At 37.2% G+C, this 14962-nt stretch carries 11 protein-coding genes; 4 read left to right on the plus strand and 7 right to left on the minus strand.

All coding sequences use genetic code 11. From position 1 onward, the window contains the following. Positions 1–8: 8 nt before the first annotated feature. A complete protein-coding gene (locus CPT03_RS00690; protein WP_099437042.1) occupies positions 9–962 on the minus strand; it encodes an aldo/keto reductase in 954 nt (317 codons plus the stop codon). An 84-nt stretch (positions 963–1046) separates the two neighbouring features. Then, entirely contained in the window at positions 1047–1727 is a 681-nt protein-coding gene (mnmD, locus tag CPT03_RS00695; RefSeq protein ID WP_099437043.1) for a tRNA (5-methylaminomethyl-2-thiouridine)(34)-methyltransferase MnmD, read from the minus strand. A gap of 52 nt (positions 1728–1779) precedes the next feature. On the opposite strand from mnmD, the gene CPT03_RS00700 reads away from it, so the two are divergent. After that, positions 1780–2115, plus strand: a complete 336-nt coding sequence (locus CPT03_RS00700) for an MmcQ/YjbR family DNA-binding protein (protein WP_099437044.1) — start codon at positions 1780–1782, stop codon at positions 2113–2115. 3 nt (positions 2116–2118) lie between these two features. Here CPT03_RS00700 and CPT03_RS00705 read toward each other — a convergent pair whose 3' ends face one another. Together CPT03_RS00705 and CPT03_RS00710 are read right to left on the minus strand one after the other, a co-directional pair. Then, entirely contained in the window at positions 2119–4578 is a 2460-nt protein-coding gene (locus tag CPT03_RS00705; protein ID WP_172954118.1) for a TonB-dependent receptor, read from the minus strand. A 248-nt stretch (positions 4579–4826) separates the two neighbouring features. After that, a complete protein-coding gene (locus CPT03_RS00710; RefSeq protein WP_099437046.1) occupies positions 4827–5033 on the minus strand; it encodes a hypothetical protein in 207 nt (68 codons plus the stop codon). Positions 5034–5138: 105 nt separating this feature from the next. Here CPT03_RS00710 and CPT03_RS00715 point away from each other — a divergent pair, with 105 nt between their 5' ends. Further along, complete coding sequence (locus CPT03_RS00715) at positions 5139–5789, plus strand: TetR/AcrR family transcriptional regulator (protein WP_099437047.1); 651 nt, start codon at positions 5139–5141, stop codon at positions 5787–5789. Positions 5790–5819: 30 nt separating this feature from the next. On the opposite strand, the gene CPT03_RS00720 is transcribed toward CPT03_RS00715, so the two are convergent. Together CPT03_RS00720 and CPT03_RS00725 are read right to left on the minus strand one after the other, a co-directional pair. Further along, complete coding sequence (locus CPT03_RS00720) at positions 5820–7856, minus strand: M13 family metallopeptidase (RefSeq protein WP_099437048.1); 2037 nt, start codon at positions 7854–7856, stop codon at positions 5820–5822. A gap of 312 nt (positions 7857–8168) precedes the next feature. Then, positions 8169–9050 (minus strand): DMT family transporter, encoded by an 882-nt coding sequence (locus tag CPT03_RS00725; protein WP_099437049.1) that lies wholly within the window; start codon positions 9048–9050, stop codon positions 8169–8171. A 170-nt stretch (positions 9051–9220) separates the two neighbouring features. Here CPT03_RS00725 and CPT03_RS00730 point away from each other — a divergent pair, with 170 nt between their 5' ends. Next, positions 9221–11374: a S9 family peptidase gene (locus CPT03_RS00730; protein WP_099437050.1), complete on the plus strand. Its 2154-nt coding sequence runs from the start codon at positions 9221–9223 to the stop codon at positions 11372–11374. 187 nt (positions 11375–11561) lie between these two features. Beyond that, complete coding sequence (locus CPT03_RS00735) at positions 11562–14228, plus strand: valine--tRNA ligase (protein ID WP_099437051.1); 2667 nt, start codon at positions 11562–11564, stop codon at positions 14226–14228. 59 nt (positions 14229–14287) lie between these two features. On the opposite strand, the gene CPT03_RS00740 is transcribed toward CPT03_RS00735, so the two are convergent. Further along, positions 14288–14890: a helix-turn-helix transcriptional regulator gene (locus CPT03_RS00740; RefSeq protein ID WP_245869929.1), complete on the minus strand. Its 603-nt coding sequence runs from the start codon at positions 14888–14890 to the stop codon at positions 14288–14290. Positions 14891–14962: the final 72 nt, after the last annotated feature.

Here is a 14962-nt window from a genome sequence, read left to right on the forward strand (position 1 = left end):
GTTTTTAGTTATTTCCAGGAACTGGCTTCGTCCAGAATTGCAATATCTTCTACATTCAATTTTAAAGATGCAGCTTTTTTTAAATCCTCTAGCTGATCTAAACTGGTAACACTCGCTATTGGCGCAGTTATGGATGGACGGGCAATCAGCCAGGCCAGCGCTATGCTTGCCTGATCTGCACTGTATTGTTCCGAAACATCATCAAGAGCTTTTAGTATTTTAAAACCTCTTTCGTTGAGGTAGTTTTTAACTGCTCCACCCCGCTGACTTTTGTTGAGGTCTTGTTCTGAACGGTACTTCCCGGTTAAGAAACCACTAGCAAGGGCATAGTAGTTAATTGTTCCAAGGTCATTATCTAATACAATTTGTTCAAAGTTTTTTTCGTAACCCTCACGTTGGTAAAGGTTATATTCTGGTTGTAGGGTTTGGTATTTGGGTAAATTAAGTTTCTTTGCTATTTCTAATGATTCTGTTAAGCGTTCTGGTGTTATGTTAGAAGCGCCAATCCACCTAACCTTACCTTCCTTTATGAGTTGATTGTAAGCTTCTAAAGTTTCCTGAATTGGGGTTTCCGGATCATCGTAATGAGACTGATAGAGGTCTATATAATCTGTTTTTAATCTTCTTAAAGAGTCTTCTACAGCCTGAAAAATATATTTTTTAGATAAACCTTTTTTATCAGGCCCCATTGGGGCTCCAACTTTTGTGGCAATTACAATTTTATCTCTGTTGTTTTTTTGTGATATCCATTTTCCAACAATGGTTTCAGACTCGCCACCGGTGTTTCCGGGTACCCAGGCTGAGTAAACATCTGCTGTATCAATAAAGTTAAAGCCTGCATCACTGAAACCATCAAGTATTTCGAATGATTTCTTCTCGTTTGCAGTCCAGCCAAATACATTTCCCCCAAAGGCAATTGGGTAAACAAACAAATCGGAGTTTCCTAATTTTCTTTTTTTCATAATGCTGTTATTGTTTTTACTTACTTAACAAAAATAATAGCATCGTGTTTCTAATACAGTCGGTGGTTTGTAATTTATAGACAACTATTTGATTTCAGTTATTTTGGTAGCTCTCAACATTTCCCGCTTTCCTGGTGCTCCGGGTAGCTTTTCTATGGTAAAGCCTACCGATTTAAGGGCACGTTTAAGTTTTCCGGTAATTGCATAAGTTACAAATATGCCCCCCGAATTTAGAAACTGACAAGTATGTGCAATGATTTCATCTGTCCACATTTCTGGCTGATGCTGCACAGAAAAAGCATCAAAGTAAATGAGGTCAAATCTTTGTTCGGTCTGGAACCTGTGAAGATAGGTTTGCACAATTTTAAGTTGCTGATCTGGAAGCAAGGTTACCGCTTGCAATAATGCTTTTCCATAATTATTAATCAGACTATTGTATACATTATCAGGTACGTATGCGGCATAGCCTGTTGATTCTAATTCTTCAATCTTTAACGGGAAAGCCTCTAAACCTGTATAGGTAAGCGGAATTTTATGTTCTGTACAATGGGCAATACTCAATAAAAAATTAAGTCCTGTTCCAAAACCGACCTCTAAAATGGATATTTCTTTACCTGGAAAACTAGCAATTGCATGTTTTAAACCCGCATCAATAAATACGTGTTTGCTTTCTTGCAAGGCTCCATGTTTAGAATGGTAATTTTCCCCAATACTTTCATTGTATAAAGTATTTGAACCATCGGCGGTTTGGATAAGTTTGTTCATCGGTGCAAACTTAGATAAAATAGTTTTTAACTTTAAGTCTTAATTGCTTGTTATGGATATTGAAACTTTTAGAGATTACTGTTTGAGTTTGCAGGGAACTACGGAAGGGATGAAATGGGATCACCTTTGCTTCATGATAGAAGAAAAGATCTATGTGATTATGTCTCTGGAAGAAGGAAGACTGTCTATTAAATGTGATCCGGATGAGTTTGATATGCTTGTGGCCAGACCAGGCATTAAGCAGGCTTATCATATGGCCAAGCGCCAATGGATATCTTTAGAAAGTCTGGAGGTATTGCCAGATCATGAATTGAAGAGCAGAGTAGCAGAATCCCGAACCTTTGTACTAAGAAAACTTAGTAAAAAGGTTCAGGAAAAGTATAACTAATGGCTATTTGCCTGATTTAACCCTGCGGCCTTCTGACTCGGAACTACCCGAGCGCTGACGGGCGGCTTTAATATCATTACTTCCGAAACGGTAAGTACATGTTAAGCGGAATACCTGACTTTCCCATCTTTCATTTACAACATAGTTTTGTGAAGACAGTGCACTTGTAATTACGCTTTTTTGCATTTTAAAGAGGTCGTTTGCTGCAAGCTTTATATTGACCTTTTTATCAAGAAAAGATTTATTTATACCAAGGTCAATGCCATATTGAGGGTCTATTAGTATGGTTCCATAAACTTGTTTAGATTGATAAAAGCCAGACCACTCTATATTAAATGTTGGATTTACAGTAATGGTTTGCGTTGTGTTGAAGTTAAATGCTAATCTTCCGCTTTGAAATGGTTTGCCAAGCAGATCGGGTGTTTTAAAGTCATTGTAGAAACCTGTGAAATTGTTGTTGCTGCTCCACCATTTGGTTATTTGTATTGGGTAACTAACGTTCAGGTTGTACGCATCTTGCGTAGCAAGGTTCTGGTTAGATATAAAAATTGTTTTTTTAGCTGTATCAGTTAACAGAACATCAGACATTACATCGGTAGTATGACTGTATCCAAACGTTACGTTTAAAGTTTTTTTATAAGAATAAGATAGCTCAAAAGCATTGGTATACTGAGGTTTTAAGAATGGATTCCCAAATCTGTATGAATATAAATCGAGGTAATAAATGAACGGATTTAATGAACCGTAATCAGGACGGTCAATTCTCCTGCTGTATGAAAGTCCCATTTCATGATCTTTAGAAAGTTCCTGATTTATAAATACGCTTGGAAAAAGGTTAAGGTAATGCCTGTTTACTATTTTTGACTCTGTAACAGAATTTCCTTTTGAGTTAGTTTGTTCAGCTCTCAGTCCTAGTTGTACAGATGTGGTTTTAAATTTTTTATTAAGGTTGGCATACGCAGCGTTGATGTTTTCATCATAAAGGAATTGATTACTACGCTTAACATCATTTTGCCATTGGTTATTTTCGTAGTTTTCGAAAATAAAGTTGTTGTCTGTTTCTACAAAGCTTGATTTTAAACCAACTTCAAGTTTCATTTCCTTGTTAATAGGATAGGTGTAATCTGTTTTTCCTGCCCATATTTTTGTTGTAGATGGTGTCGCATTTCTAAAAATGTAATCGGGTTTGGCGGGTTGGCCTAAATTGTTTAAATATTTGTTGTTGAAGTTGTTGTCTTGTCTCCCAATGTGTTCAGAGTAATCAGCATCTATCGTTATTTCCTGCCCAAGGCTGTCTATTGTCCCTTTATAGTTTAGGTTGTAAGACATACCTGTATACTTATACTTGTTAGGATTTTGAGCAACTACTGATGAATCTGTTTTGAAAGGCTGATCACCAATCAGGGTAAGAACATCCGATGCATTTTTTCCATTTGCATTATATCCGTTAAAAGCAAACCCAATTGTGTTTTTATCATTAATAAAGTAATCTATACCACCTTTATAATTGCTGTTATTTCTACGTCTTATATTGCCATTGGTTTGATCAAAATAGGTTTGATCTGTGGCTGTGTTGTTTACCCTTCGGATATCTGTACTACCAAACCCCTTGTTACGGCCGTAATCATAATTACCGAAGATATTAATCTTTTTTTCGCGGTGATTTAGGTTCAAACCTCCGTTTGCTTTATAATATCGGCCGTAACCAACGCCTCCAAGTACTGAACCATTAGTGCCATAATTTCTGTTCTTTTTTAATTTAATATTAATAATGCCTGAGTTGCCAGCAGCATCATATTTTGCAGAAGGATTTGTGATTAATTCGATTGACTGGATGGCATTTCCTTCTGTTGAACGAAGCAGATTGGCTAATTGTTCTGCTGATAGGTAAGTAGGTTTGCCATCAAGCATTATGGTTACACCTTGTTTACCTTTAAGGCTAATCTTACCATCCTTATCAACAGTTACTCCAGGTGATTTCTGTAAAATGTCGAGAGCTGTATTGCCAGCTGCCAATGCACTATTCTCTACATTTATTACAGTTTTATCAATCTGTCTCTCTATAAGTGGTTTTTGTTTAACAATCTCAACGCCTTTTAGCTCTTTGGCATCTGTAGCCAATTGAACATTTCCTAGATTATGAGATTTTTTATCAGCACTTATGGAATAGGGGCCTTTAAATACTTTTTTGTATCCAACTACATAAATAGCTATAAGATAATTTCCCTGTTTAATTTCTTTTAACTGATAAGTTCCATTATCAGCGGTAAGTGTTCCTTTTACCGTTGTCGAGTCTTTGGCATTTAACAAGCTAACAGTAGCATAGGGAAATGCATTTTGCTGCTCATCTAACACTTTGCCTGATATTTCTCCGATTGCGCTATCCGTTTGTGCATTTGCAGCGCTAAACATAAGAACGTTGGCAAGTATAGTTAGGAATAGGATATATTTATTAGGTTTCATAATAGGCATACTTTTTCCACATACGCTATTAAGCATATTAATTGAATATGTGAATGGTTTTGTGATTTTTATTTAAGTTATTTATAAGATGCTGAAATGATGCAAAAGGTTACAGTGAATAAAAAAAAAAGTGAAAATATGCCTCTGTGGTGTTGGAAATAGATTTTTTGTGTAAAAAAAAATGACCAGAAATTTCTTCCTGATCATTTGAGTTGTTGAGCGTTGAGTTAATATTTTTGAGTTATCCTTTATGAATAGGATTTTATAAATACTTCTTCTGTTTTGTTAAAACTCCAGATTTGCTTTTGTTCCATTCTATCTATAATTAATGAGAAATGGTTATCATTTTCAATAATTTCAAGTACTGGTCCTAAATTCACCATTATGTCTCCTACTACCAGGGCCGAAATATTAATTGCTTTTAAATCTGGTAAAGATTCAGGTGCATAATTCATACAGAGAGTATTAATTCAGTTATTTTGATGAATAGAACAAGCCAAAAATAATTGTTAGAATTTTGGTAAGTGGTGACATACGTGTTTTTTTCTTATTTTTAGCCCATGGACAAGCCAAGAAAACGTATAGCAGGAGCAATCAGAGATAAGGAAAGGACTATGCTTAAATTGATTGCCGCAGTAGGGGAAATCATTAAAAATGAGGGATATACGGCACTAGGTGTTAATAATATTGCTAAGAAAGCCGAAGTTAATAAGAAGCTGATTTACAGGTATTTTGATAATAATGTAAATAATTTGATAGAAACCTATGTGAAAACAAAGGATTATTGGATTGGCTTATCAGGAGACATGGAGAAACTTATTGCTGAATCGCAGATTGATGGTGGCAGGCCCATGGTGAAGACGATTTTAAAAACACACCTTAGTTTTTTTTACACTGAGGAGGAGATGCAGAAGATTGTTATCTGGGAAACGAGCGAAAAAAATAAGCTGATGAAAGAAGTGGGTTTAAAGCGCGAAGCATTTGGTGAAGAGGTTTTTAAAATGCTTTTGCCACATTTTGAAGATTCAGGTGTTGATTTTCGCGCTATAATGGCGCTACAGATTGCAGGTATAATTTTTATGGTATTACAATCTAAAGCTAGCGGAAATCCGTTTTGTGGTATAGATATTAATAATCCGAAGGATATGGATCGGATACTAAATTCACTTGATCAACTTACAGATCTTGTTTACGATAAAGCAAGAAGCTAAAATGGCGCTTTTGCAAGCGCCATTAAATATTTACCACATTCTAATTCTGTCTTCCGGTTTTTTGTATAATTTATCACCCGGTTTAACGTCAAATGCCTCGTACCAGGCATCCATATTTACCGGTGCTCCAATTGTTCTGTAGGGACCTGGTGAGTGCGGATCTGTTTTAATTAACTGGGCAGCACTTTCGGGTAAAATATTACCTCTCCAAACTTGTGCCCATGAAAGGAAAAAACGCTGATCTGGTGTAAAGCCATCAATTTTTTCATTCGACTGACCTTGCTTAGTTAGCTTAAATGCAGTGTAGGCGGCATTAAGGCCTCCAAGATCGCCAATATTTTCGCCCATGGTTAGTTTTCCTATTACATGAATGGTGTCTAAAACGGTATAGGCATCAAATTGTTCTCCTAAAGCTTTGGTTTTTGCTTCAAATTTGGTCTTATCTTCGTCAGTCCACCAGTTCCTAAGATTACCATCTTTATCATACTGACTTCCTGAATCATCAAAACCGTGCGACATTTCATGTCCTATTACTGCGCCAATCCCACCATAATTAACTGCATCATCAGCGTTTGGATCAAAGAAAGGGAATTGAAGAATCCCGGCAGGGAATACAATCTCGTTCATTGTTGCACTGTAATAAGCATTAACTGTTGGTGGTGTCATTCCAAAACGCGTACGGTCGACAGGTTTACCTAACTGGCCAACCATTTCTTTGTATCCCCATGCACCTGCGTTTCTTAGGTTTTGGAAGTAAGCTGCCCGACTTATAACTAATCCATCATAGTTTTTCCACTTATCAGGATAACCAATTTTTGGAACAAATGCATTTAGTTTGGCAAGTGCTTTTTCTTTTGTTTGTGCACTCATCCAATCCAGATTTTTAATCCTTATCTCAAATGCTTTTCTAAGATTGCTGATAAGTTCCTGCATACGCAGTTTTGCATCTGGTTTAAAATATTTGGCAACATATAGTTGACCCAATAACTCGCCAATTGTGCCGTCTGTTAATTGCGACATTCTCTGCCACCTTGGGGTTTGAACTTTTTGCCCGCTTTGTACCTGATTAAAGGTAAAGTTTGCGCTTACAAAAGGAGAGCTTAGGTTAGGCGCTGCATTTTTCAGGATATTCCACTCCAGGTAAGTCTTCCAGTCTTTTAAGGAGACATCCTTCAGCATTTGATCAAAAGTTACAAAGAATTTAGGAGCAGAAACAAGTATCGTATCCTGGCCGTTCACCTTTAAGCTAAGTAACATTTTTGCCCAATCAACCGATGGAGTGGTTTTACCAAAGTCTGCAACTGTAAACTTATTATAGGTTTTATAAGGATCACGCATTTCAACACGAGACATTTGAGCTTCTGCCAGTTTCTTTTCTATTGACATTACTGTAGCGGCTTTTTTCTGAGCTTCAGCATTCTTGTAGCCAATTAAGTTAAAAAGTGTAGTCATATAGGTTGTATATGCCTCCCGAATTTTCACACTCCTGCTATCATCTTTCAGGTAATAATCACGATCAGGCAGGGTAGTGCCTCCTTGTCCAAGCTGAGGAAGATATTTGGTCACATTCTTTCTATCCTGACCAACACTAAATCCAAACATAGGGGAAGCAAGTCCGCTTACGCGCATATATACTGTATGATCTAAAATGTCTTGAACAGTTTTAAGTTGTTTAACTTTTTCCAGATCGGCTTTAATTGGGTTATAACCCAATTTTTCAATTGTTACACTATCCATTGCAGCAGCAAAGAAATCGCCTACACGTTTTTTAACGGAACCTAAAGGAGCTGTTTTATCAGCAGCAGCATCTTCTACAAGTCCTTTTACCGCATTGATATTAAAATCTCTTAATACATTGAAGCTACCCCAACGGGTTTCTTTGGCCGGAACCGGATTGTTTTTAATCCAAGTGCCACTTGCATAGGTGTAAAAATCATCTCCAGGTTTTACGCTGAGATCCATGTTGTCGGGGTTGATAAATTTTGTGGGAGATTGAGCATTAGCTGTATAGCCACTCGCAAGAATTCCCAAGGCAGCAATATGCCTGGTCAGTTTTGAAATATTCATAAAGTTAGTCAACAGATTATAACACTTTACCTTGTGCAGGATAATTCCTGCAACATGTGGTGTTTATAATAACATCAATGTGGTAAAAGTAATAAATACCGTGAAACAAGCATTTTGTATATTCAAAATATTACTTGTTAAACCAGTAATAGATCTTAGTTAAGCTAAATCGCCTGAGCAGTGAGCTCGAAAAGAAAAATAGTTTTATCGTTTTCATGACTAGGTCAGTTATATCTATTTAACATATTTTAACATATTTTATTGTGTAGGGAATATAAAATATGTTTTATTGTTTGGTTAGATGTAACCTCCTTATTGTTTCTTCGTCTTTGCAGTTAAGTTTTTTCGCTGACCCAGGTAGAGTCCGAAAATAACAAGTAAAGTACCCAGAACAGTATACATGGTGATAGGTTCATCCATTAACCACCAGGCATAGAAGAAACCAAAAAGAGGACAAAGAAATAACCATAGGGATGCTTTAACGGTATCAATTTTTAATAAGTAGAACCAGCAAATTAAGCCTATTACTGAAACAGAAAGGCTAAGCCATAAAGAAGAAAATATTAGTCTGCTGTCTACCTGGATGGATGAAAAGTCGCTAAGTGAAAAGGTAATTGGAAGTAGAAAAATTCCTCCCAATGCTACCTGCCAGCCGTTAATCAATATGTTGGGTAGTGTCCATTTTACTCGTGCATAATATACACTTGCAAAAGATACGGAGACCATACTTAGCATTAATAAGCTCACTCCCATTATTGTTGTGCTACTATCTTTTAAAAGTGGATAGGTTGCAATTCCGATACCTATCATACCTATTAGGATACTAAAAACTTCCTCTTTGGATGGTTTTCGGCCAATTAGCCATGAGGATAACAGTACAATTAATAGCGGGTTTGTTGAAGTAGCAAGACTGCCTATTCCGGCTGCGGTATATTTCATAGCGCATACATACAAGCCAAGGTAAACTGTAGTATTTAAAAGCCCGAAAATTGCCAGATGTTTCCACTCATCGGCATTAGGTAGCTTATATGATCTGTTAAATACATATCCAATTGAAAGTAATACCATACCAGCTATGAAAAAACGAATATTTGCAAGAACCAATGGGGGAGCTGATAAAATGCCGAATTTTGTGGCTACAGATGCCGAGGCCCATAGCATAGCGAACAGTAAACCGATAAAGATATTTTTCACATCGCAAAGGTAGTTAAGCCAACGATGTAATTTGCAATATTTTGTATAAGTTTGGCTCCAACTTATTAATCATACGATGAAACCATCATGTACTGCATCTTATAGGCCAAAATAGCTTATGTTGTGCAGTGCATGGTAGCTTCGTCATCTTTTAGAACAACTTTGTACTGATGAAAAAACTGATTTTACTGATTCAATTGCTATCAATTGCTTTTTATGGAGTAGCCCAGAATAAGATATTGACTATTCAGGATGCAATGAGTAATGCCCGCACTACTCTGGCACCTGAAAATCTTTCTCAAATTCAATTCATATATGGTACTGAAAATTATGTGTATGCCAAAAGAACAGGGAATGATCTTATTTGGATGAGTGGCAATTTTAAGAGTCAGCATGAACAGCAATTTTTATCATTGGTCCAGTTAAATCAGAAATTAAAGTCATTTCAAAAGGATACTTTAAAGTCGATGCCTGTTATTCAATTTAATCAGGGACCCGACTGGATATTAACGGTTAACGGAAGTAAAGTTGCGTTTAATCCTGTAAAGAATACCTATAAGGTGCTCATAGATCAATCTATTGGTAGTAAAACTAATGTTGAACAAAGTACGGCTGGTTACATCGCTTATTTGGATAACTTTAATTTGTTTGTGACAAATGGTACTGGTCAAAATCAGGTAACTAAAGATGGCAGCAAAGATATTGTGTATGCTTCGTCGGTTCATCGTGATGAATTTGGAATAACTAAAGGTACGTTCTGGAGCAATAGCGGTAAGCTACTCGCTTTTTATAGAATGGATCAAAGCATGGTTTCTGATTATCCGATCATAGATTGGACCACAAGACCCGCAAAAAATGTAAATATCAAATATCCTATGGCAGGCGATAAAAGCCATGAGGTAACTGTAGGGGTTTATAATGCAGATACCAAAGCTATGGTGTACCTTAAAACAGGCGAACCTGTTGAGCAGTATCTTACTAATATTGCATGGAGCCCGGATGATAAATACATATACATTGCTGTTTTAAACCGCGGACAGAATCACATGAAGCTAAATCAATATGATGCAGCAACCGGTGATTTTGTGAAAACATTATTTGAAGAAAAGGATGAGAAATATGTTGAGCCATTGGTGCCTATGTTATTCCTCAAAAATGATCCTGCTAAGTTTATCTGGCAAAGTAACCGTGATGGATGGAATCACTTATATCTATATGATTTAAATGGAAAAGTATTGAAACAATTGACAAAAGGAAACTGGGAGGTACTTGATGTAAAAGGATTTAATTCAAAAGGTGATCAGCTGTTTTATGTTTCTACTGAAGAATCTCCCATAACCCGTAATTTATATGTGCTTAACTTAAAATCAGGTAAATCTAATAGGATTACACAAGGATTTGCTGTACATGGTGCACAGGTGAGCACTTCTGGAAACACTGTAATTGATAATTATAGTAGTCCGGAACAACCCCGAGTAATCCAGTTAATAGAAACTGCAACTGCTAAAACAAAAACATTATTAAAAGCACCCAACCCTTTAGCCGCATTTGCTACAGAAAACTCCTCAATCTTTACTATAAAAAGTAACAGTGGAGACGATTTGTATTGTAGCTTATATAAACCAGTTGGTTACGACAGCACAAAAAAGTATCCGGTTATTGTTTATTGGTACGGTGGTTCACACGCACAACTTATTTTAAATTCATGGAACGCCGGTGCGGGAGATTATTGGTTCAGGTATATGGCTGAGCGTGGTTATGTGGTATTGACCATGGATACAAGAGGAAGTGATAATAGGGGTAGAGCTTTTGAACAGTCTATGTTCCGCAGAGCAGGGGATGTTCAAATGGAAGATATGATGAAGGCAGTAGATTACTTGAAGGGGCTTCCTTATGTTGATTCTGCTAATATGGGGCTATTTGGCTGGAGCTTTGGAGGTTTTGGAACGGTTGATTTTATGGTTACACATCCTGGTATTTTTAAAGCTGCTGTTGCAGGTGGTCCGGTAATAAACTGGAAGTTTTATGAGGTGATGTACACTGAACGCTATATGGATACTCCGGAGGAAAATCCTGAGGGTTATGCTGCTACTGACTTGAGTAGTAAAGTTGACCAGCTAAAGGGAAAACTGATGTTAATCCATGGCCTGCAGGATCCTGTTGTAGTACAGCAACATTCTGTCGATTTCGTTAAAAAAGCTGTTGATAAGGGTATTCAAGTAGATTATATGATCTACCCTGGCCATGAGCATAATGTAATTGGTAAAGACAGAGCACATTTGTATCAAAAGGTTACTGATTACTTTATGCAAAACCTGAAGTAAAGAAACTAAGGTTAAAAAAGATCAATGTACATTGATCTTTTTCCCTATTTTTCTATTTCCTTTTCCCAAAAAAGTCAGTGTTATGAGCTGACATGCAAAATCTTCCCTTCAAGATTTTGGGGAAGCGAATAGCATCTGTCTTTTTTATTCTTATTTTTACAGCCAAATCTGATACTTTTTCAAAATAATGAGCATTTCTACAAAATACGACCCGGCGGCAACCGAAGACAAATGGTACAGCTACTGGATAGAGAAGAATTTTTTTCATTCTGAGCCTGATGAGCGTGAGCCTTACACTATTGTAATACCTCCTCCAAATGTGACAGGTGTTTTGCACATGGGGCATATGCTAAACAATACAATTCAGGATGTGCTGATCCGTAGAGCTCGTATGCAGGGTAAAAATGCTTGCTGGGTACCAGGAACAGATCATGCATCAATTGCTACAGAGGCTAAAGTTGTTGCTATGCTTAAGGAAAGAGGCATCAGCAAAAAAGACCTGAGCAGAGAAGAATTCCTGAAATATGCATGGGAATGGAAAGAGAAATATGGCGGTATTATTCTTGATCAGTTAAAAAAGCTGGGCGCAAGTTGCGACTGGGAACGTACACGCTTTACCATGGAAGATGATCTTTCAGAAGCAGTTATCGATAGTTTTATCCATTTGTATAAAAAGGGAAAAATTTATCGCGGGGTGCGTATGGTTAACTGGGATCCTGCAGGTAAAACAGCAGTTTCTGATGAAGAAGTTATCCGTAAAGAGGTAAATCAAAAGCTATATTATATAAAATATTCTGTTTCGGGTACCGATGATTTCTTAACCATTGCAACCACCCGTCCAGAAACAATTATGGCTGATGCCGCCATTTGTGTTAATCCTAATGATGAGCGTTACCAGCACCTGAAAGGGAAAAAAGTTTTTGTACCGCTAATTAATCGTGAAATACCTGTTATTCAGGATGAATATGTAACGATGGATTTTGGTACCGGATGCTTAAAAGTTACTCCGGCCCATGATTTGAACGATTATGAACTAGGTGTTAAGCATAAGTTGCCTGTAATAGACATCTTAAATGAAGATGGTACATTAAACGAACTTGCTGTTGTGCTTGTTGGTGAAGACCGCTTTGTTGCAAGAAAAAAGATTGCTGTTTTACTGGATGAAGCAGGTCACTTAGAGAAAGTTGAGGATTATAAATCGCAAGTTGGTTTCTCTGAGCGTACAAATGCAGCTATTGAGCCAAAGCTATCTATGCAATGGTTCTGTAAAATGGATGAAATGGCTAAGCCGGCATTGAAAGATGTACTGGAGGGCGATGTAAAGCTAATTCCTGAAAAGTTCGTAAATACCTATCGTCATTGGATGGAAAACGTTAGGGATTGGAACATCAGCAGACAATTGTGGTGGGGACAGCAAATTCCTGCATGGTATGATGATAAAGGTAATTGGATAGTAGCGAAAACCAAAGAAGAAGCACTTAACGAGTTTTTAAAACTTAAAGATATTGACGGAGTGTTTACCGAAACGGAAGCACATGGCTTTAAACATCAGCTGGCACCTTTTGTAACTCAAGATCCGGATGTAATGGATACATGGTTCTCATCATGGTTGTGGCCTATTTCTGTGTTTAATGGATTTAAAGATCCTGATAATAAAGATATTAATTATTACTACCCTACCAATGATCTGGTTACTGCCCCTGAAATCCTATTCTTCTGGGTAGCTCGTATGATCATGGCAGGCCATGAGTTTAGAGGGCAAAAACCTTTCACAAATGTTTATTTAACAGGTATTGTAAGAGATAAATTAGGCCGTAAAATGTCTAAATCATTAGGTAATTCTCCTGATCCTATTGGGCTAATTGAAAAATATGGTGCCGATGGGGTAAGGGTAGGGATGCTTTTATGCTCTCCGGCCGGAAATGATTTAATGTTTGATGAAAGTTACTGTGAGCAAGGCCGTAATTTTGCCAATAAAATCTGGAATGCTTTCAGGTTAGTTAAAGGCTGGGAAGTAAATGAAAACCTTGAGAATCCTAATCAGCAGGCTATACTATGGTTCGAAAATCGCTTCAATGAGGCTCTTGCCGAGATTGAAGATAACTTTAAGCAATACCGTTTGTCAGAAGCTTTAATGGCTTGTTATAAACTGGTATGGGATGATTTCTGTGCCTGGTACCTGGAAATGGTTAAGCCAGCTTATCAGCATCCAATAGATGCCGAAACCTTAAAGGTAACAATCGGCTTCTTTGAGAAAATCTTAACCTTACTGCATCCATTTATGCCTTTCTTAACAGAAGAATTATGGCACGATGAACTCTTTGGAGAAAAAGCTGAACTTGATTGCTGTATCGTAGCTAGCTACCCTGTTGTTGGTAGTGCAGATGCCCAATTGCTTAAAGAGGTAGAGGTTATTAAAGGCCTGGTTGCCGAGATCAGAAATGTTAGAAATACAAAACAAATCTCACCTAAAGAAGCGCTTCCTCTGGCAATAAAAGTAAACTCTTCTTTGGATTTCGAGAAGTGGCTAAACATTGTATTTAAACTTGCCAACATTAACCAGGTTGAGTTTGTAAATGATAAAATCCCAGGCGCGGTAAACTTTATGGTTGGCAATGATGAGTTCTTTATTCATCTGAATGAAGCCATAGACATTGATGCTGAAATAGAACGTTTAAATGGAGAGCTGATTTACTTACAGGGCTTTTTAAAATCTGTAGATGCTAAGCTAAGCAACGAAAGGTTTGTGCAAAATGCAAAACCTGAGATCATTCAAAATGAGCGTAATAAAAAGGCAGATGCTGAATCGAAGATCAATACTATCGAAGAAAGTCTTGCCGCTTTAAAAGGATAAATTTAATTGGGCATTCTGCGGCAGCTGGCTGGAGAATGCTCAATTCTTTAACTAATTCTTTAACTGGCCTTTTTCAATGTTATTCTATAGGCACATCTTCTGTCGCCGGCAATGATATGGTTTACCCGCGTAATGTCTATATCCTCACCAAGTACTAACTTAAAAGTGTTAAGTTCAGAAGTACAAAAACCCTGACAAACCTGTGCTGCGGCACAAATAGGACAGTGATTTTCTACCAATAAATAGCCTTGTTCATCTTTACTATATTCAGCCATATACCCTTCTCGGGTACGGATATCAGCAAGCTGAGATATGCGGCCTTCAAGGTCAGTAATTGACTGCAATTCATTCGAATATCTTTCTTTTCCAGCCAGCTCGCCTGCTGCTATCACTTTATCAAGAGCCTCATCACCCAGTGTAGTTTTTACAAGCTGTATCAGTTTAACGGTAAGTTCAGCATGTGTATCAGGAAAACCTGCATTTCCTTCTTCTGTTAAACTAAAATATACAGTGGGCCTGCCAACCCCTTTGGATTCGTTGGTCGATTTAATTAATCCCTCTTCGCTTAATTTAATAAGTTGCAGACGTGCCCCCTCGCTTGTAATTCCAAGTTCTTTTGAAATTTCTCCTGCGGTTAACGCTCCCCGGGTTTTTAATAACATTAAGAATCGATTTGTCTTCATAATCTAATAAAACAAGCATTTAGTTGTTTTATTCACAAAAGTACTAACTTT

Origin of the sequence: Pedobacter ginsengisoli, assembly GCF_002736205.1 — a bacterium.
In the GTDB taxonomy this organism is placed as follows: Bacteria; Bacteroidota; Bacteroidia; order Sphingobacteriales; family Sphingobacteriaceae; genus Pedobacter; species Pedobacter ginsengisoli_A.

Excerpts from the sequence above, each read along its gene's own strand:
- CPT03_RS00690 (WP_099437042.1), bottom strand. The coding sequence starts at position 962 with ATGAAAAAAAGAAAATTAGGAAACTCCGATTTGTTTGTTTACCCAATT.
- mnmD (WP_099437043.1), bottom strand. The coding sequence starts at position 1,727 with ATGAACAAACTTATCCAAACCGCCGATGGTTCAAATACTTTATACAAT.
- CPT03_RS00700 (WP_099437044.1), top strand. The coding sequence starts at position 1,780 with ATGGATATTGAAACTTTTAGAGATTACTGTTTGAGTTTGCAGGGAACT.
- CPT03_RS00705 (WP_172954118.1), bottom strand. The coding sequence starts at position 4,578 with ATGAAACCTAATAAATATATCCTATTCCTAACTATACTTGCCAACGTT.
- CPT03_RS00710 (WP_099437046.1), bottom strand. The coding sequence starts at position 5,033 with ATGAATTATGCACCTGAATCTTTACCAGATTTAAAAGCAATTAATATT.
- CPT03_RS00715 (WP_099437047.1), top strand. The coding sequence starts at position 5,139 with ATGGACAAGCCAAGAAAACGTATAGCAGGAGCAATCAGAGATAAGGAA.
- CPT03_RS00720 (WP_099437048.1), bottom strand. The coding sequence starts at position 7,856 with ATGAATATTTCAAAACTGACCAGGCATATTGCTGCCTTGGGAATTCTT.
- CPT03_RS00730 (WP_099437050.1), top strand. The coding sequence starts at position 9,221 with ATGAAAAAACTGATTTTACTGATTCAATTGCTATCAATTGCTTTTTAT.
- CPT03_RS00735 (WP_099437051.1), top strand. The coding sequence starts at position 11,562 with ATGAGCATTTCTACAAAATACGACCCGGCGGCAACCGAAGACAAATGG.
- CPT03_RS00740 (WP_245869929.1), bottom strand. The coding sequence starts at position 14,890 with ATGTTATTAAAAACCCGGGGAGCGTTAACCGCAGGAGAAATTTCAAAA.